Annotated in this window: 16 protein-coding genes; 2 read left to right on the top strand and 14 right to left on the bottom strand. The window is 42.6% G+C overall.

Annotation, left to right across the window (positions count from 1 at the left end; all coding sequences use genetic code 11):
- Nucleotides 1-4: 4 nt before the first annotated feature.
- Nucleotides 5-532, bottom strand: a complete 528-nt coding sequence (locus tag AC07NA_RS20395) for an adenine phosphoribosyltransferase (RefSeq protein WP_494899344.1) — start codon at nt 530-532, stop codon at nt 5-7.
- Nucleotides 529-1,392, bottom strand: a complete 864-nt coding sequence (locus tag AC07NA_RS20390) for a ComEA family DNA-binding protein (protein ID WP_494899343.1) — start codon at nt 1,390-1,392, stop codon at nt 529-531. Before AC07NA_RS20390 ends, AC07NA_RS20395 begins: the two co-directional genes overlap by 4 nt.
- Nucleotides 1,393-1,481: 89 nt before the next feature.
- On the opposite strand from AC07NA_RS20390, the gene AC07NA_RS20385 reads away from it, so the two are divergent.
- Entirely contained in the window at nt 1,482-3,239 is a 1,758-nt protein-coding gene (locus tag AC07NA_RS20385; protein WP_494899342.1) for a bifunctional lysophospholipid acyltransferase family protein/GNAT family N-acetyltransferase, read from the top strand.
- Nucleotides 3,240-3,373: 134 nt separating this feature from the next.
- On the opposite strand, the gene AC07NA_RS20380 is transcribed toward AC07NA_RS20385, so the two are convergent.
- The 10 genes from AC07NA_RS20380 to rpsT form a co-directional block, all read right to left on the bottom strand.
- A complete protein-coding gene (locus tag AC07NA_RS20380; RefSeq protein WP_494899341.1) occupies nt 3,374-4,876 on the bottom strand; it encodes a beta-helix domain-containing protein in 1,503 nt (500 codons plus the stop codon).
- A gap of 86 nt (nt 4,877-4,962) precedes the next feature.
- Nucleotides 4,963-7,746, bottom strand: a complete 2,784-nt coding sequence (locus tag AC07NA_RS20375; RefSeq protein WP_494899340.1) for a TonB-dependent receptor — start codon at nt 7,744-7,746, stop codon at nt 4,963-4,965.
- A 105-nt stretch (nt 7,747-7,851) separates the two neighbouring features.
- Complete coding sequence (locus AC07NA_RS20370; RefSeq protein WP_494899339.1) at nt 7,852-8,388, bottom strand: Mpo1-like protein; 537 nt, start codon at nt 8,386-8,388, stop codon at nt 7,852-7,854.
- A 45-nt stretch (nt 8,389-8,433) separates the two neighbouring features.
- Nucleotides 8,434-9,996 carry a ribonuclease Y gene (gene rny / locus AC07NA_RS20365; protein WP_345212632.1) on the bottom strand — a complete coding sequence of 521 codons (1,563 nt, stop codon included), beginning with the start codon at nt 9,994-9,996 and terminating at the stop codon, nt 8,434-8,436.
- Between the two features lie 222 nt (nt 9,997-10,218).
- Nucleotides 10,219-10,509 (bottom strand): cell division protein ZapA, encoded by a 291-nt coding sequence (locus tag AC07NA_RS20360; RefSeq protein WP_345212631.1) that lies wholly within the window; start codon nt 10,507-10,509, stop codon nt 10,219-10,221.
- 21 nt (nt 10,510-10,530) lie between these two features.
- The gene (locus AC07NA_RS20355) at nt 10,531-10,821 is read right to left on the bottom strand and encodes a hypothetical protein (RefSeq protein ID WP_345212630.1); all 291 of its coding nucleotides are present in this window, start codon (nt 10,819-10,821) and stop codon (nt 10,531-10,533) included.
- A 154-nt stretch (nt 10,822-10,975) separates the two neighbouring features.
- On the bottom strand, nt 10,976-13,375 hold the full coding sequence (gene pheT, locus AC07NA_RS20350) for a phenylalanine--tRNA ligase subunit beta (RefSeq protein WP_494899338.1): 2,400 nt from the start codon (nt 13,373-13,375) through the stop codon (nt 10,976-10,978).
- A 373-nt stretch (nt 13,376-13,748) separates the two neighbouring features.
- Nucleotides 13,749-13,970, bottom strand: coding sequence for a hypothetical protein (locus tag AC07NA_RS20345; RefSeq protein ID WP_345212628.1), 222 nt, complete (start codon nt 13,968-13,970; stop codon nt 13,749-13,751).
- 486 nt (nt 13,971-14,456) lie between these two features.
- On the bottom strand, nt 14,457-15,155 hold the full coding sequence (gene radC, locus AC07NA_RS20340) for a RadC family protein (RefSeq protein WP_345212626.1): 699 nt from the start codon (nt 15,153-15,155) through the stop codon (nt 14,457-14,459).
- A 268-nt stretch (nt 15,156-15,423) separates the two neighbouring features.
- A complete protein-coding gene (gene rpsT, locus AC07NA_RS20335) occupies nt 15,424-15,678 on the bottom strand; it encodes a 30S ribosomal protein S20 (protein WP_345212625.1) in 255 nt (84 codons plus the stop codon).
- Nucleotides 15,679-15,859: 181 nt separating this feature from the next.
- Here rpsT and AC07NA_RS20330 point away from each other — a divergent pair, with 181 nt between their 5' ends.
- The gene (locus tag AC07NA_RS20330; protein WP_494899337.1) at nt 15,860-16,834 is read left to right on the top strand and encodes a zinc dependent phospholipase C family protein; all 975 of its coding nucleotides are present in this window, start codon (nt 15,860-15,862) and stop codon (nt 16,832-16,834) included.
- 1 nt (nt 16,835) lies between these two features.
- Here the strand turns inward: AC07NA_RS20330 and AC07NA_RS20325 are convergent, their stop codons facing one another.
- Together AC07NA_RS20325 and AC07NA_RS20320 are read right to left on the bottom strand one after the other, a co-directional pair.
- Nucleotides 16,836-17,492 carry a DedA family protein gene (locus AC07NA_RS20325; RefSeq protein WP_494899336.1) on the bottom strand — a complete coding sequence of 219 codons (657 nt, stop codon included), beginning with the start codon at nt 17,490-17,492 and terminating at the stop codon, nt 16,836-16,838.
- A gap of 39 nt (nt 17,493-17,531) precedes the next feature.
- Nucleotides 17,532-18,263 (bottom strand): DUF4397 domain-containing protein, encoded by a 732-nt coding sequence (locus AC07NA_RS20320; protein ID WP_345212622.1) that lies wholly within the window; start codon nt 18,261-18,263, stop codon nt 17,532-17,534.
- Nucleotides 18,264-18,272: the final 9 nt, after the last annotated feature.

The raw sequence follows: 18,272 nt of genomic DNA, 5'->3' as shown, positions 1-18,272 counted from the left end.
TTTATTAATACTCGGCCAGCACTATCACGTTATCGCTTACGGGGGTAATGCGTTCTTTCCCGTTTAAAAAACCCAAACCAACCACAAAGGTATAACCGGCCACTACCCCACCCATTTCCTGTATCAACTCGCTCGCCGCGGTAACGGTGCCGCCGGTAGCCAGCAGGTCGTCGTGAATTAATATATGGCTACCCGGTTCAAAGGCATCGGTATGCAGTTCAATAGTGGCGGTGCCGTACTCCAGTTCGTAAACCTTTTGCTTGATGGTATAAGGCAGCTTTCCCGCTTTACGTACAGGTACAAAAGGTACGCCCAGTTTATTAGCCAAAGTTAAGCCGAACAAAAACCCGCGGCTTTCAATACCGGCTACGGCATCTACCTTTATGCCTTTTATCTGCTCAATAAAAGCGTCAACAATACCTTCGCAAAGGTTATGGTCTTTTAATATCGGGGTAATATCTTTAAACATAATGCCCGGCTTCGGGAAATCCGGGATGTCCCTTATGGCCGCTTTTATCTGTTGTTCTATCATTTAAAAATGAGGTATGGTTTTATTCTTTCGATGTCGTGCTTGGTTAAAATCGCTATACCTTCCATATCTGCTGCGCTATTATAATCGCCATGTTGCAGGCGATATTGTATAATGGCATTCATTTGTTTAAAGGTAAGATAAGGCAAGCGCTTAAAATCGTCAAAGGTAGCGGTATTGGGGTTTATATACTGTATATGCGCCGGGTTTATTTTTACCTGGTCGGCTATTTCGTTGTACTTCTTATCGTCTACCCCATACACTTCCTTCAGCTGGGCCTTGCTGATGTATCCACCCAAACGCTGCCTATATTTAATAATGCGCGAGGCAAACACCGGGCCTATACCATGTATGGTGGTCAGCTTTGCCGAATCAGCCGTGTTGATCTCCACCGGTTCGGTAAGCCGGGGCTTGGGGGTATAGTCGCTTTTTTCGGGCAGGGCGATGTAGGCCTCCAGTCGTTGGTAATCGGCTGCCGATAGCGAGTACATCTTCTGTACATCGTGCTTACTAAAGAACCTGCCGCCCTTTGCTTCGTAGTGTTTTATTACGGTGATCTGCCTGTCGGTTAGGCCTAATTGTTTCCATTTTTCGGCAGGTAATCTATTCGGATCAAAGCGGAACAATGTAACGGGGCTATTAACGTTATCATTTGCATGCGAATAGCCTGCATTAACTTTGTTTTTAGCATTATTTACAGCTATGGCATGCCTGTTATTAAATAGGCTATAGTTAATTGTGTTATCTTTGCTAATTGATTGATATACGTAAGGGGCAGCCAAAACCACTGCTATCAATGCAAGCATCAATACCAAACCATTCCACTCTTTTTTAGTGATGGACAGGTCGTTTTTAAGTTTCATGCTTGTTTGAACATATTGATCAGCTAACAAAGTAAATATTTTTTGGCATATTTAAATTTTGATTTACCTGTAACACCCCGAAATAATACATGAAGATAATCACCACCGAGGAGTTTGCCAAGGCCACAAAGCTGGATAAGCTAAAAATGCCCGGACTGGCAGCCCTGTTGATGGAGCTGATGAAAATTAACCAGGTTAACGATCTGTTTGCCCAGGCGCAACCCAATGAAGGCCCTGCCTTTGTTGATGCCATATTAAAAGGCTGCGGCGTTAGCATTGAGTACGATGAGAAAGATCTGCGGAACATTCCGAAATCGGGCGGCTTTATTGCCATTGCCAACCACCCTTATGGTGGTATTGAAGGTATGGTACTGCTTAAACTGCTATGTACTGCCCGTCCCGATGCCAAGATCATGGCTAACTTTCTGCTGAAAAAGATCCCTAACTTGAGCGAGTATTTTATAGCTGTTAACCCTTTCGAAAATGTAGAGCATTCATCCAGTATCAGCGGGTTAAAGAACACACTCGAACTACTAAATAGCGGCACCCCTATCGGTATTTTCCCTGCCGGGGAAGTGTCAACTTTTAAGGTAGATAAAAAAGAAATAACCGACCGCCTTTGGCACCCGGTTGTAGGCAAGATCATCTCAAAAGCCAAAGTGCCTGTTGTACCGGTTTACTTTCATGGCAACAACGGCCTGCTTTTTAACCTGCTTAGTTTGATACACCCTGCATTGCGCACTGCCAAATTACCGTCGGAACTGTTCAATAAACAAGGTCATACTATTAAGGTACGTATAGGTAAGCCGATACAATTTCAGGATATACCTGATAATACCAACAATACCAAACTGCTTAGTTTTTTACGCGCCAAAACGTACGCTTTGGGTGCCGGTTTGGAAGAGGAAAAGAAACTCTTCAGTCCGCGTAACCTGTTCAAGATCCGTAAAACTCCTGAAGAGATAGTTCCTGAAACGGATACTGCCGTACTTGAAAAAGAGGTAGAAACCCTGCGCGAAAACTATCGTGTATGGCAGGAACATCATTACGAGGTATACATCGCCCCACCATCAAGCCTGCCTTGCATTATCCGTGAGATAGGCCGATTGCGCGAGATCACCTTTCGTGAGGTTGGTGAGGGCACCAATAAAAAGATAGACCTTGATGAGTACGATATTTACTACCATCACCTGTTTATTTGGGATACCGATGCCAAACGCATAGTAGGCGCCTACCGCATTGGTCTTGGCGACGAGATTTTTTACAGCATGGGTAAAAGCGGGTTCTACGTAGCCGAACTATTTAAGATACGGCCGCAACTTACCCCGGTATTAAAGAAAAGCCTTGAACTGGGCCGCTCGTTCATCCGTAAAGAATACCAGCAAAAACCGTTGCCGCTTTTCTTACTGTGGAAAGGTATATTCAAGTACCTAATAGATAACCCGCGCTATCGTTACCTTATTGGTCCGGTGAGTATCAGTAATTCGTTCTCTACCCTATCCAAATCGCTCATTGTTGATTATATTAACCGTAACCACTTTGACTATGAAATGGCACAATATGTAAAACCGCGCAAAAAATTCAAAGTTGATTTCTCCAGCGTTGATGCCGATGTATTGAAAGCCTCCGGTGAGGATAGCTTCAAAACGCTCGATGCTATTATATCCGACATTGAGACTCGTAACATGAAGGTACCTGTATTGCTTCGTCAGTACATCGCCCTTAATGCCAAGATCATCTGCTTCAACATCGACCCTAAGTTTGCCGATTCTTTAGACGGTTTCCTGGTGCTTGATCTGGATAAGGTACCGCAGGAGATGTTAGAAAAACTGGGTAAGAATCTTTAATTCCGTTACCACCACATAAAAAAGCTCCGCGACTATTGAAGTCGCGGAGCTTTTTTATTGATAATCTATATCAATAAAAAAGAGGTGGCTCATATGAGCCACCTCTTTTTTATATACTTAACCAGAAGCTGAAATTATTTAACAGCACCAGGAGTAGTGTAAGGCAATACTTGTGGGTTATAGTTAGCCCAACCAGCAGACCAGTCAGTAGTACCGAAAGCACCTTTATAAGCAACTTTCTCGAAGAAAGTATCAGTTACTTTAGCATCAGTAAATAAAGCACCGGTTAAAGCAGGTGAACCAGTTATTTGTACAAAGTTAGGCACACCGGCTCTTGCAGCAGGAGCTACATCAGGGCTGAATTTGTAAGGATCAGTAAAGAATGCTGCAGCGAAAACATCCGGTAAGAAAGTGTTATCTACAGTGATCTTAGCAGTAATTGCAGCTAAAGCAGTTGCATTTGAAGCTTTGATCTGGTTGCTTTTTGAATTACTTGAAGCAATGATGTTGTTAGCAAATACTGATTTACCTGTAAGGTAAGCAGTTGATGAATTATCAGTGCTTGTACCACCCGGCAATGCATCATCAAAGAATACACCTTCAGTATAACCAGCAATAACAGAGTTTAATATGCTGATAGCTGAGTTACGACGAATTTGAGCGCCATGTTGGAAGTTAGCGTTGATGCTTGGAGGAGAAGGTGTACCGCCAGAAGCAATTTCACGTGGACCTAAGATGGTCATGTTTGAGAAAACTGCACTTGTTTGCGGGGTAACGTTAGTACCTGAAGCAAGGTTATCTGATTCGAAACCGTTTGAACCTGATACGTCGGCAGTAGCAGCTAAACGCTGAGCTAAACCAAACTGAATTTTACCAGAGAAACCGTTGTCAGTATCAAAATCATCATCCCAGGTATCGATAGCTAATAAGTGTTTAGCATTTACAGTACCACCAAACCACTCGTAAGCGTCGTCACCTGAACGGTAAACTTCAATGTACTCAATAGTAGTACCTGAACCAACGCTACCAAAAGTTAAACCGTTGATCTCGTTATCAGGGCTCAATGGAATACCTGCATACTCAATACGTACATATTTCAAAGTACCTGAGTTATCAGCTGCGTCAGTACCACCATGTTTACCTTTATCAGTAGCATCAGAAATACCTTCAATTGGCACTGAAGTACCTAAGTTGTTTGGCGCTTTACCCAAAAGAATAATACCACCCCAGTCACCTTGTGAACGGCCACCGGCTGCAATGTTTGAAGTAAATACAATTGGTTTATCAGCAGTACCTGTAGCGTTGATTTTAGCGCCGCGAGTAATGATCAGAGCACCTTTAGTAGCTTTATCACCTTTAATGATAGTACCGGCCTCAATAGTTAAAGTAGCGTTGTTTGTTACAAACACGTTACCTTTTAATAAGTATATTTTACTTGCACTCCATGTAGTAGCGGTAGTAATATCGCCACTTACTGTAACTATGTTACTTGTAGTGGTTGTGTCTTTAGGGGGAACTACAACACCACCATCATCTACAGTGTTTTTAGAACAACTGGCTATAGCAACACTTAAGCCCAATACAGCAAATAATAACTGTTTTTTCATTTTACGTTTATTAGTTAATTTCTTTTTCAAAGATGAGCAACAGGGTTAAACCCAACATTATATTAGATTTAAATAAATGTTAAATGCCAACCCCATTGCTTAATGTTTAGTTAATATTAGAAAGTATATGAGAAGGTGAATGAATAGTTACTTCCCATTTTGTAACGGCTAAGTGTTTCATCAACATCGCTGCCTTCGTATTTTTTGCTCTTATTGCTATCGTAGTATAATACGCTTTGCTGGTTAAGTATATCATTGGCGTTAAACTTGATCTCACCTTTTGATTTTAATACCTTTAAGCTTAATTGCATATCCAATACGTTACGTGGTGCTTCCCATACGCTTGGGAATGCCGCGCCCGCAGCGATGTAAAGCCTTCTGCCCACCCTGTTGTAAAGGGCGTTAAAGTTCAATTTGTTATCCAAAAAGCTGTGTTGTAAACCACCATTGATAACATACGGAGCCTGACCTACAAGCGGACGATCTGTTTCAAGGAAATTAAGGCCAACTTCAGGGTTGCTTACTTTTGATTTTATAATGGCCACGTTAGCATAAGCGGTAGTGTTTTTCATAAAATCGGTAGGAGTGATAAAGTCTAAAGATTTACGAATCTCTAACTCCGCACCGTAAACCTTAGCGTTTTTGGTATTAAAGTAAGTAACAATACGTTGTGAACCTGCATCACTGTTATATGATTCAATAGCATCTGTAAATGCTTTATAGAATGCTGATACCGAAACTATTTGACCGGCTGAAGGGTAGATCTCGAAACGAAGATCGGCGTTGTTGATCGTTGCTCTTTTCAGGTTAGGGTTACCTTGTTGGTTAGCCAGTAACTCATAATCATAATATGATGATTCGGCAAGTTCCCTAAACTCCGGACGGGCAAGTGTGCGGTAGTATGACGCACGCAGGTTCATCTTTTCATTTAGGCTGTAAGTAAAGTTAGCCGATGGTAACACGTCAAGATAATCTTGTTTTACTTTAGATGCCAGTGGATCTAACGAAGCCAGGTCAAGGTTAAATTTCTCTACACGCGCACCCCAAACCACTCTTAATTTTTCGCCTATCTTGTTATCAAGCATAGCGTAAGCTGAGTTAGTCCATGAGTTGGCATTGTAAGAATCTCTCATCGGAGGAATCTCGTCCAGTTTGTATATATTGGCATTGATAAGATCCCTTGAGAACAATTGGCTTAAAGGCCTGCTCCTGATTTCCGGATCATCGTTTCTTAATATCATACCCAAAAATCTGATATCAAAAGTTCTGTCCCGGTGAAATGAGTTTAAGCCGGCTTTCAATGTTGCCGTTTTATCAAATATTTTAAGTGGTAATGAATAGTTAACCGCTCCTGAATAAGCATCCTCATTCATTTTTGAGAACAAGCGGGTATTTTCTTTACCTAAAGTTGAAAGATTGGCCTGGAAAGTAGCATCGGGATTATTTCTGTCAGAAATCAACCTTGTATAACTTACTTTACGTTGATCCGGCTGATCGTTCAGAACGTTGCTGTAGCTTAATGACCAGTTGATCTTTGCATTATTTGGACCTAAAGGATGGTTACCTTCAAGCGTTGATTTAAATAATGATTTTTGGATAAGGTCAAAAGCGTAAAATTTAACATCGCTTGATGTAGCTTCGTTAACACCTGTACGAGACAGGAACTGATCATCATAAATCCTGTTGTAAGTATTTTTGAAAGTGATTTTGTTTTTACCAAAAGTGTAACCAAAGTTAGCCAACGCACCAACATTGGTTGAAAACTTGTAAACATCATCACTATAGTCGTAATCATAATATTTACGTTCAACATTGTTGTAAATATTTTGAGAGTTACGGTATGTTAACGCTACAATTGCACCAAACCTGTTACCTGTTTTTTTCGATTCAGATACGCTACCAATAGTTAATTGGTGGTTTTGCGAAGGCAATGCTTTGTTGGTATAAATATTCCAATCGCTTGGCAAAGCTCTTAAGGCAGCAACGTTCCTATCCGGCGAAAGCACATTGATGATTTCATCAGGTGTAGGGAATTTATTAGGCAACGCTTTTTTTCCGTTATCGAAGCCGAAGTAATCGGTAGCATTTCTCGGGCCGCTCAAGAAGTCTTTAAATGTAGATGCTGTATTATAACCGGCACCAACACCTATGGTAACAAAGTTTTGATCTGGGATATCTTTAGTATTGATCTGGATAGCACCACCGGCAAAGTCACCCGGAAGATCGGGAGTAGCGGTTTTGCTGATAGTCAAACTTTCTACCAAGCTCGAAGGAACAATGTCAAACGAGAATGCTTTTCTGTTTGGTTCGGTACTTGGCAGCGGAGAACCGTCAAGCAGGGCTGTGTTATAACGATCGCTCAAACCACGGATAACCACAAATTTGTTATCCTGAACGGTAGCGCCGCTTACCCTTTTCAATACATCGGCAGTATTTCTGTCCGGTGAACGTTTGATCAATTCTGACGATACACCATCAGATATCGACGCATTGTTTTTTTGCATAGCATATAACGATGCTACTGATGCCTGTCTGTAAGTTGCTTTAATAACTACCTCGTTCAGCGATTGCGAAGAGGCCTCGGCCAATGCAACATCCAAATTGGTAGCGCCACCTGCTTTTACAACAACATCAGATATTGATTTGCTTTGGTAACCTACGTATTTAATAACTACGGTATAGCTACCTGCTTTAAGGTCGCTTAATGAGTATTGACCATCAACGTTGGTAGCCACACCTTTTGTAGTGCCCTGTATCAATACAGTAGCGCCAATTAAGGTCTCGCTCGTTTTTTGATCAATGATCTTACCGATGATCTTACCCGTCGATTGCGCGAATAGATCTGCTGATAATAGGTTTACGACTAACAGCGTAAAAATTAAGGGTAATAGTTTTTTCACTTGATTTCTTTTTATCAAGGGCAAAACTATTAACCTAATGTTAGCTGGATGTTAGCTTGCAATTACCTTAACATAGTCATAATGTTAATTATATGTTAACTACACTTAGAATTTAACACCAAGTTTGTTAACAATCAGGTGCCATAGAAATATTGGCGCTATAGCGAGACTTTTTAATTGTTTGCCAATACCCGGCTTGTAGGTTTCCATATTGTTACCAATTATAAGGCCTGTTAACGCTCCTATTAGTAGCGCTCCACTTATTTGCCACAGCATGGGGCCACCCGCCTTTTGCAATTGCTCCAGTTGGATGATAACATAGCTGAAACCAAATAAGGTGAACAATATAAAGTACGACAGCACGGGCGACAGCTTATAGTAATAATAAATACTTAGCGCTATAAGGAACGATGCCCAGTTGAAGAAACCGTTATACCTGCCCAGTATTTTTATATACGGAAACGGGATTGACCATAATAAACCGAACAGCCCTAAAAAAAATAAGGGTATACATATCCAATGGATAATAATATTCGCAGGATTTTGATGGGATGCGCTGTAGGCGGCAAACTCTTTATCAATGGGGCGCTGCTGTGGTTGCGCCGGTTGGTTTGCCGTGGATGTTTTTTTTAACTGGGCCACTTGTATGTATGAAAAAAGCCCTCTTTTTAGGGAGGGCTGTAATGATTATTTTGCAAACGCTACCGACCTGGTTTCCCTAATCACGGTTACCTTTATCTGGCCCGGATAGGTCATTTCTGTTTGTATTCGGTTGGATATATCTGCCGCCAGTACTTCCGACTGGGCATCGCTTATCTTTTCGCTCTCTACTACTACACGCAGCTCACGGCCGGCCTGTATAGCGAACGTTTTTTCAACACCCGGGTATGACAGCGCCAGTTCTTCCAGCTCTTTCAAACGTTTGATGTAGCTTTCAACCACCTCACGGCGTGCACCCGGACGGGCACCTGATATAGCATCACACACCTGGATGATAGGCGATAACATGGAAGTCATCTCCACTTCATCGTGGTGGGCGCCTATAGCGTTACAAACTTCAGGGTGTTCCTTATATTTTTCGGCCAGTTGCATACCTAAAATCGCGTGTGGCAATTCAGGGTTATCATCAGGCACTTTACCAATATCATGCAGTAAACCTGCACGTTTGGCCAGTTTTACGTTAAGGCCTAACTCGGCAGCCATGGTGGCGCAAAAGTTAGCTACCTCACGCGAGTGCTGTAACAGGTTTTGCCCGTACGATGAACGGTAACGCATACGGCCAACCATACGGATCAATTCCGGATGAAGACCGTTAATACCTAAATCAATTACGGTACGCTCGCCTATCTCAACAATTTCTTCTTCAATTTGCTTCTTGGTTTTGGCCACCACTTCTTCAATACGGGCAGGGTGAATACGGCCGTCGGTTACCAAACGGTGCATAGCCAAACGGGCTATCTCGCGCCTTACCGGGTCAAAACCCGAAAGGATGATGGCTTCCGGGGTATCATCAACGATGATCTCTATACCGGTCGCTGCTTCCAGCGCGCGGATGTTGCGCCCCTCACGACCAATGATACGGCCTTTGATCTCATCATTTTCGATATTGAAAATTGATACCGTGTTTTCTATGGCGCTTTCAGTAGCGGTACGTTGTATGGTTTGTATAACTATTTTCTTAGCCTCTTTGGTAGCGGTAAGTTTAGCCTCATCAACAATATCTTTTATTTGCGCCATAGCCTTGCTACGGGCTTCCTCGCGCAGGTTATCAATCAACTGGTTCTTGGCATCTTCGGCCGACAGTCCCGCGATGGCTTCCAGCTGTTTTACGTGCTCATTTTTAAGCTGCTCAACATCCTCCTGCTTTTTAACAGCGATGTCGGTTTGTTTTTCCAGGTTTTTACGAACGTTATCTATCTCGCTCTCCTTGCGGTTAAGGTTCTCTAAACGCTGGTTTAGCGATTGCTCTTTTTGCTTAATGCCGTTTTCGCGTTGCTGAACGGCATTGTTTTTATTGTTTACCTCCTGCTCGTGCTCGGCTTTTAGTTGCAAAAATTTCTCTTTTGCCTCAAGCATCTTATTTTTCTTTAAGATCTCGGCATTGTTTTCAGCATCCTTTAATATCTTCTTTACTTTGTTTTGCGCTGATACTTCCTGGTCTTTAAATAACTTCCGTAACAGGAAGCGGCCAATCAGCACGCCAATAATGGCGCCTGCCAGGAGGCCGATAATAATATATAATATGTCCATTTTTAAGGTTTATAAATAAAAAAACCGCAACTAAATCTCAAGTCTCATGTATTGAAAAACCTCTTATCAGATTTGGGGATCAAGGGCTATCGTTAAATACACGAAGTAACGTATGCCTCTTACACGATCCGCTGATATTGAAGCGTTAAGTTTTTAATAGTGAAACTTAAGATCTAACTGCGGTTATATCTTAATATGCTCGGTTATGTTTAAAGAACGTTATTACTTCGAGAAAAATTCCGACAGCAGATCGTCAAGCTGATAAACTTTATCGGCCACTTCGGTATCCTCCACCGTGACCCTTTTTTCGGCTTTTAACGTAGATGTAGCATAGTGCAACACACACATTGAAAGCAGATCCTGCTTATCTTTAACTGCATAATTCTCCTGATACTCCTTTATGCGGTCGTTGATCAGTTTGGCTGCCCGTCGTATAATTTCTTCCTCTTCCATGTTTACCTTTAGCGGGTAAACTCTGTCAGCAATGTTTATTTTTATTGAGATTTCTCCCATTTGAGCTTTTCACATTCTGCACTACTTCTTCAGTAATACAATACACTTGTCTATTTCCTGCACAAAGTCGTTAATTTTTTGCTTTATGTCAAGACTTTTTTCATTTGTTTCAGAAAACGACTTGGCCAGTTTCAATACACGAAGCTTTTCTTCTAGTTCCGAAGTCTTATTCCTGCTGGTATTCAGTGCTACCGTTAACGATTGATTTTCCAGTCTCATCAAATCGTTCTCTTCCTGCAAGGCAGCACAAAGTTCTATCAACCTTTCGGTTTTATCAATTATATTACTTAACTGATCTGCTACCTGCGACATTCTTTTTTATTAGTTGACTTTATTGAATTAGTGATTTAGCGCATTATTGAATTAGCGATAGTACAAATGTTTGAACAACTCACTCACTCACTCACTCACTCACTCACTCACTCACTCACTCACTCACTCACTCACTCACTCACTCACTCACTCACTACTTGCGTATCTCCGCTCCTGCTTCTTTGCCTAAATTAATAATTAATTTCTGCATTATGGCATCAATGGCTTTGTCGGTAAGGGTTTTCTCCACATCCTGCAACACAAAGCTCAACGCGTACGATTTTTTACCGGTAGGCAGCTTATCGCCCTCATAAACGTCAAATACATTTACGGCCTTCAATAATTTACGTTCGGTTTTTTGGGCAATTTGTTTTAGTTGCTCAAAGGTAATGGCTTTATCAATCAGCATAGACAAATCGCGCCTTACCGCCGGGAATTTTGACACCTCCTGATACACGATCACGTTTTTACGGGCCAGCGTTAATATCATATCGAAATTAAAGTCGGCATAAAAAACGGCCTTGTCTACATCAACCTTTTTCAATGCATCGGCAGCTACCGCGCCAAACTTAACCAGTTGCTTGTTGCCACGGCTGTATTGCAGGCCATAGGCCAGTTTTGAGCAGGTAGCATCGGTAACGGTTATATCTTTTACGTTAAGGCGTTCAATAATACCGTCAACAATTGCTTTTAGGTTATAGAATGATACTTCTTTGGCCTTTTGATTCCACTGCTCGGCAGCACTGTCGCCGGTAATGAAGATAGAGAAACGCTGGGTCTCGGTATACTTATCTTCGGCCACACTGTACACTTTACCAAACTCGTACAGTTTTAAATCGGCACTGCGGCGGTTTTGGTTATAAGCGATAGCTTCCAGTCCGGAAAACAGTAAACTCTGACGCATCACATCCAAATCGCTACTCAATGGGTTCAATATTTTAACAGCCGCATCCAGGTTATTAGAGTAAGCCGATTTGGTAAGCGAGTTCGACAGAATCTCGTTAAAGCCATTAGCCGTTAACAAATCCGACAGCATATTCTGCACGGTATCTTTTTCGGGCCTTACCGATGTATTTAACGATGCCCTGATCTGCGTAGGAATCTCAATATTGTTGTAACCGTAAATACGCAGCACCTCTTCAATCACATCCACCTCACGGGTTACATCCACACGGTATGGAGGAACTTTTAACGACAGCCCTTCCGCCGTTTCGGCAACCACTTCGATATCCAGCGCCTCGATGATCGATTTGATCTCCTCATGCGGAATATCTTTACCGATCAGCCTGATGGCGTTTTTGTATGAAAACTCAACCTCGAACGGCGCAACGGGCGACGGATACAGATCAACAATATCAGATGTGATAGTACCGCCGGCTACTTCCTGTATTAACAGGGCAGCACGTTTAAGCGCGTAAACCGTCATATCCGGATCGGTACCACGCTCAAAACGGAATGAAGAATCAGTCTTTAAGCCATGGCGTTTTGCCGTTTTACGAACCGATACTGAATTAAAATAAGCGCTTTCCAAAAATATTGATGTAGTCCCCGCTGTTACGCCCGAATCTATACCGCCAAATACACCGGCAATACACATCGGCTCTTCGGCGCTGCATATCATCAGGTCGTCGGCAGATAGCTTGCGCTCTACGTCGTCCAGGGTTTTGAACAGGGTACCCTCGGCTGTATTTTTAACGATTACTTTATTGCCTTTTATTTTAGCAGCATCAAAAGCATGCAGCGGCTGACCCAGATCGTGCAGTACGAAATTGGTTACATCCACAATGTTATTAATAGAACGCACGCCGATAACTGCCAAACGCTCCTTCAACCATTTTGGCGATTCTTTTACCTCTACCCCGCTAATGGTAACGCCGCTGTAACGCGGTGCCGCCTGTACGTTCTCTACCGTTACTTCAATTGGCGAAGTAGTATTATCAATTTTAAATGCCGAAACATCAGGTTTATTAACACCTATCTTTAAAAAAGCGGCAATATCACGCGCGGTACCCAAATGCGAAGCCGCGTCGGCACGGTTAGGGGTTAAACCTATCTCGAACAGGAAATCGTCGTTTATTTTAAAGTGATCTTTGGCGAATGTGCCTATTACGGCGGCATCGTCGAGCACCATAATACCATCGTGTGAGTGACCAAGGCCAATTTCATCTTCGGCACAGATCATACCTTCAGATACCTCACCACGAATTTTTGATTTATTGATCTTAAAAGCGTCGCCTTCCATAGGGTATACCATAGTGCCCACGGTTGCAACAACTACTTTTTGCCCGGCGGCTACGTTAGCAGCGCCGCAAACAATTTGCAGGTCTTCGGTACCGCCTACATCAACTTTGGTAACACGCAGCCTGTCGGCATTGGGGTGCTGGGCGGTTTCTTTTACATAGCCAATCACCAGTCCTTCCAATCCACCGGGGATGGCCTGTACCTTTTCAATGCTTTCCACCTCCAAACCTATACCCGTTAAAATGGTCGAAATTTCTTCGGGGGTTTTATCTGTATGTATAAATTCTTTAAGCCAATTATAAGATATCTTCATTATAGCAAAATGATAATCGGCAAAGATACAATTTAAGCGGAAAGATGAAAGGTTAAAGCAGAAAGGAGAAAGCTAAAAGGCGAAAGGTTAAAGCGGAAAGCTAAAAGGCGAAAGGTTAAAGCGGAAAGCTAAAAGGCGAAAGGTTAAAGCGGAAAGCTAAAAGGCCAAAGCGGAAAGGAGAAAGGCTAAAGGAGAAAGGTTAAAGCGGAAAGCTAAAAGGCCAGAGCAGAAAGGAAAAAGGTTAAAGCGGAACGGAAAGCTAAAAGATGAAAGCGGAGAGCTTTTCCTTTTGATAAAAAGTAAGCTATAATGACGGATGCTGTATCCATCACTATAGCTCGGTTAAGCAGCGAGTTCGCTATGCATTTTGTGATTAGTCTTCGTCATCAAGGTCGTCGCCATCGTCATCCAGGTTGAGGGTGTACGATGATTCGGCCGCGTCATAAGCTTGTTGAGCTTTTTGGGTTTCGTCCGTTTCGCCAATATCTTCGTTTGTTTCGTCAAAGCCATTGGAGTGAATGTCCTGTTGGCTGGCCTGCTCATCATTTTGATCCAGGGAATCGTCTTGTTGTAATTGGTCTTCGGGCTCTATCATGGTATTAAATATTAGTTGTTTAGTTGTAACGCTGTGCCGTAATTGTTGTTTGTGCTAATTTATAATTGTTAATTGTGAAATTAAACATCCAAAATCAGAAAATAACTAAACGTACCTAAAGAATTGTCATTGCCCCCCTTTGGTTGGACTGTGCTGTATTTTACATTAGTCTGCTCTTAGGCGCAGGGCCCCATTACTTTTGAGGGCAAAAGTAACAAAACCCTTGTCCAGCAAAAGGCTTCTTTGCCGCACGAGGCCATGCCCCGCAAAACGATCAGAACTTAGGGCTGGAACTTTTGCCCCGTTGCTCATTCCCTCCCACATGCAACAAGTTCGCTATGCCCGCCTTTGCGCACCATCTCACCAAAGTTCTGCCCGCTTTCGCCCGAAGCTATTTGCTGACGTAAAAGGAGAATTCTTAAAGCCCTCTCCCTTGGAGAGGGTTGGGTGAGGCTGAATCCGAAATCGAACATTCGAAATCCGAAATCACAACAACCCTTCGTCGCCAAAGCTGTAATAGCCGGTATCGGTAATTATAAGGTGATCAAGCACATTGATATCCAGCATGCGCCCGGCTGCGGCTATCTTTTTGGTAAGGTCGATGTCCAGCTGGCTTGGTTTCAGGTTTCCGGATGGGTGGTTATGGATCATGATGATGGCGCTGGCCTGATGCTGCAATGCCATGTGGAAGATGATCTTGGGGTCGGCTACCGTGCCCGATAAGCCGCCTTTACTCACCAGCTCTTTAGCCAGCACTTTTGATGATCGGCTGATGAGCAGTATCCAAAACTCTTCGTGGTTAAGATCTACAAGGTGGCGGCGCATAATGTTATAGGCATCCTTGCTGCCGGTTACCTGATCGCGCACCTTTACTTCGGTATCGCTGCGACGGCGGCCGATCTCCAGCGCGGCAATAATCGAGATGGCCTTGGCTTCGCCTACACCTTTAAACTTGCATAGTTCGCTAATGGAGGCTTTGCCGAGTTTATTCAGGTCGTTTTCGTAATGATGCAGGATGCGTTTGCTCAGTTCTACGGCCGATTCGTCCCTGCTGCCCGAGCCAATAAGAATAGCAATCAGTTCGGCATCGGTAAGGGAACGCCTCCCCTGCCCGCTCAGCTTTTCCCGCGGACGATCTTCCTCGGCCCAGGATTTTATACTGATCTTATTGTCGTAATTATCCATCAGTTGATCAGGATTTTCAAGATTTATGAATTTTCAGAATTGCAGATGCAAAGTACTACAAGGTTTCGCTTTCTGAAAATATTGAGCAGAATTTACTGAATTTGTGAATTTTCAGAATGCCCTTAAGGCACGCGTGCGCCAGCGATCAAGGCGTCAAACCTAAATCAAGGAAATCCTCGCCCCCTGCCCCAATCCTAAAAATCAAGGTACAAAAAAAGGGATAATGCAGTGCACTATCCCTTTCAATATTATTACAAATAAATGTAGCTTATGCTAAACCGTTAACGAATTTAGTAAGTTTTGATTTATTGTTTGATGCTTTGTTTTTGTGAATAACGTTCTTTTTAGCCAAACGATCAAGCATAGAAATTACTTTACCTAAAATTGGAGTTGCATCAGCTTTAGTAGTTGCACCTCTTAACTTTTTGATAGCGTTACGAGTAGTTTTCGCTTGGTATCTGTTACGCAGACGCTTCGCAGCGTTTGATCTGATTCTTTTTAATGATGATTTATGATTTGCCATTGTATAGCTTTGTTATTCTATTATTTTTAAAGAGTGCAAATATAGAATGATATTTTTAATTATGCAAGGCTTTTTAAACTAAAAAACTATCATTACTTATTAACACCTGTGGCTTACGTTGTAAATTCTTATTTATTTGTTTACAAAGTACTTGTTTTATTTACATTTATTATAATTGGGCATGTTTAAATACCGGAACCTCATCGTTTCTTTCACCGGGCTGCTGGTACTGTTACTATGTTCATCGTGGGGTTTCTTTGTACATTACCGGGTAAACAGGCTGGCAGTATTCACCCTGCCAAAAGCCATGAGCGGCTTTTACCAAAGCAATATCGAACTCATTACCGAGCACGCTATTAGCGCCGATAAGCGCCGCTATGTAGATTCGACCGAGATACCGCATCACTTTTTTAACGTCGATGCTTACAGTAGGGTTAAAGATCCATTTAAGACCATCCCTAAAAAATGGAAAGAGGCAGTTGCCAAATACACTATCGATACCCTTAACAAAAACGGCACCCTGCCCTGGACCATCCAATACCAATACTACAAGCTGGTGCGGGCTTTTAAGGAGCACGACACCACAGCCATACTTATTACCTCATCAAACCTGGGGCATTACGTGGCCGACGCGCACGTGCCCCTGCACATGGTGCTTAACCACGATGGTCAACTTACCAACCAAACAGGCATACACGCCCTTTGGGAAAGTCGCCTGCCCGAACTATTGAGCTACAAATTCAATTATTACGCGGGCAAGGCCCATTATATCGACAATCCGCTTACCGAGGCATTCCGCATTTGCCAAAGCTCATTTAGGAGCGCGGATACCGTACTAAAGGCCGAGCGCTTATTGAACAGAACTTTTCCGCAGGATAAAAAATACGCGATGGTAAAACGCGGTAAGCGCACCATAAAAGATTATTCGCCTGCTTATTGCATCGCCTACAATAAAGCGCTCAAAGGCATGGTAGAAAGGCGCATCAGGGCATCAATAGTTGATATTGGCAGCTACTGGTATTCGGCATGGGTTGATGCCGGGCAGCCCGATCTGAATAAGTTAATAGAAAAGCCGCTTTCTGTAAATCAAAAAGCGGCTATATTAAAAGAGGAAGCATTTTACCGAAAAGGCAAAACGCTCTATACCAATCATTAAATTATTGGCCGGTAACCTTTTTAGAGGTCTTGCTTTTTATCGCAGCAAATATCGGCGGAATAATAGAGAACAGGATGATAGCGAATACTACGATAGTAAAATTCTTTTTTATCACTTCTATACCACCAAAAAAGTATCCTAAAAATAAGAAGCTTACCACCCAGGCTAAACCACCTATAATGTTATAAAGGCTATACTGTGCAAAAGGCATGCTGCCTACACCTGCCACAAAGGGCGCAATGGTACGAATGATAGGCAAAAAGCGACTGAATATTACCGCTTTACCACCATGTTTATCAAAAAAGGCTTTGGTTTGCAGGTAGTAATCGAGCTTTAATATCTTGTTGCTTTCCTTAAATACCTTTGGCCCTAAATAGTTACCCAACATATAGTTTACCGTATTACCGGTAAAGGCCGCAACAACAAGCAGAATAGTTAAAATGTAGATATTCAACCCTGTGTTACCACCAGCTATTAACGCGCCTGCTGCGAACAGCAACGAGTCGCCGGGAAGAAATGGGGTAACCACAAAACCTGTTTCCGCGAAAATGATCAGGAAAAGAATAAGGTATGTCCAGGCCTGGTAATCGTGCGTTATTTGTGCCAGGTGCACATCAATATGCAATATAAAATCTATGATGCTTTTTATTATTTCCACGGGTGTTTAATTTGCCGTAAAAATATAAAATAAAATGGCTTAACGGTTAGTAAGTATCGCAAAACCGAAAGCGGCCGTATCAACGCGTCCGGCAAGCCCGTAAGTGTACAAGGTGTACAAGCCGCCATCGTTAATAGTGGTGCGTTTCAGCTCTTTTATTATACCATTAGGCGGGTTACTGCCGCTTACCTGGAAATTGTAAACCCCCGCCGGTATCTCAATATAATTACTTACACTTTTATATTTTTGCTGCCTGAACGCATTAGTGCCATTAGCAGCCAGGTTAAGTCCCTGATCTGAAGTACCGGCCACGGTTGGCGCGGCATTTACAAAACGGATCTTGCCCTTCCCTATCGGTGGTATGGTTGAGGTATCAACGGTAAAGAGATAGCTCAGGTCATTATTCTTTCTTGTACCAACAATATACAGCGAGTATTTGGTATTACGATTTAAGCGACTGCTATCAATACGCAGCAAATTGGTAACAGAAGCAGTAGCCGCCGACCTGATCTGGAACGGTGTATCAATAGTATTCAAATCAAAATATCCCGACGCACTCGGATAGCTGTAAGTATTACCCTGTTTCAAAAAGTTAACGTACAGGTAAACCGGCAATACATCATAACTCAGGTTTAATACCTGGTACTGTATCTTCGATTCGGTAGGGTTAATGGTGCCCTGCTTACCGCACGATGATATGAACGGAATAACCATCATGCTGATGGTAACTAAAAATAACGTAAGTAATACTTTGCTGCTGTTATTGCGCATTTTATAAAA

The organism is Mucilaginibacter sp. GW821-FHT07G05 (assembly GCF_059418565.1).
This window is presented reverse-complemented; position numbering and strand designations above follow the sequence as displayed.

Coding starts and splice junctions, on each gene's coding strand:
- AC07NA_RS20395 (WP_494899344.1), bottom strand. CDS start 532: ATGATAGAACAACAGATAAAAGCGGCCATAAGGGACATCCCGGATTTC.
- AC07NA_RS20390 (WP_494899343.1), bottom strand. CDS start 1,392: ATGAAACTTAAAAACGACCTGTCCATCACTAAAAAAGAGTGGAATGGT.
- AC07NA_RS20385 (WP_494899342.1), top strand. CDS start 1,482: ATGAAGATAATCACCACCGAGGAGTTTGCCAAGGCCACAAAGCTGGAT.
- rny (WP_345212632.1), bottom strand. CDS start 9,996: ATGGACATATTATATATTATTATCGGCCTCCTGGCAGGCGCCATTATT.
- AC07NA_RS20360 (WP_345212631.1), bottom strand. CDS start 10,509: ATGGGAGAAATCTCAATAAAAATAAACATTGCTGACAGAGTTTACCCG.
- AC07NA_RS20355 (WP_345212630.1), bottom strand. CDS start 10,821: ATGTCGCAGGTAGCAGATCAGTTAAGTAATATAATTGATAAAACCGAA.
- pheT (WP_494899338.1), bottom strand. CDS start 13,375: ATGAAGATATCTTATAATTGGCTTAAAGAATTTATACATACAGATAAA.
- AC07NA_RS20345 (WP_345212628.1), bottom strand. CDS start 13,970: ATGATAGAGCCCGAAGACCAATTACAACAAGACGATTCCCTGGATCAA.
- radC (WP_345212626.1), bottom strand. CDS start 15,155: ATGGATAATTACGACAATAAGATCAGTATAAAATCCTGGGCCGAGGAA.
- rpsT (WP_345212625.1), bottom strand. CDS start 15,678: ATGGCAAATCATAAATCATCATTAAAAAGAATCAGATCAAACGCTGCG.
- AC07NA_RS20330 (WP_494899337.1), top strand. CDS start 15,860: ATGTTTAAATACCGGAACCTCATCGTTTCTTTCACCGGGCTGCTGGTA.
- AC07NA_RS20320 (WP_345212622.1), bottom strand. CDS start 18,263: ATGCGCAATAACAGCAGCAAAGTATTACTTACGTTATTTTTAGTTACC.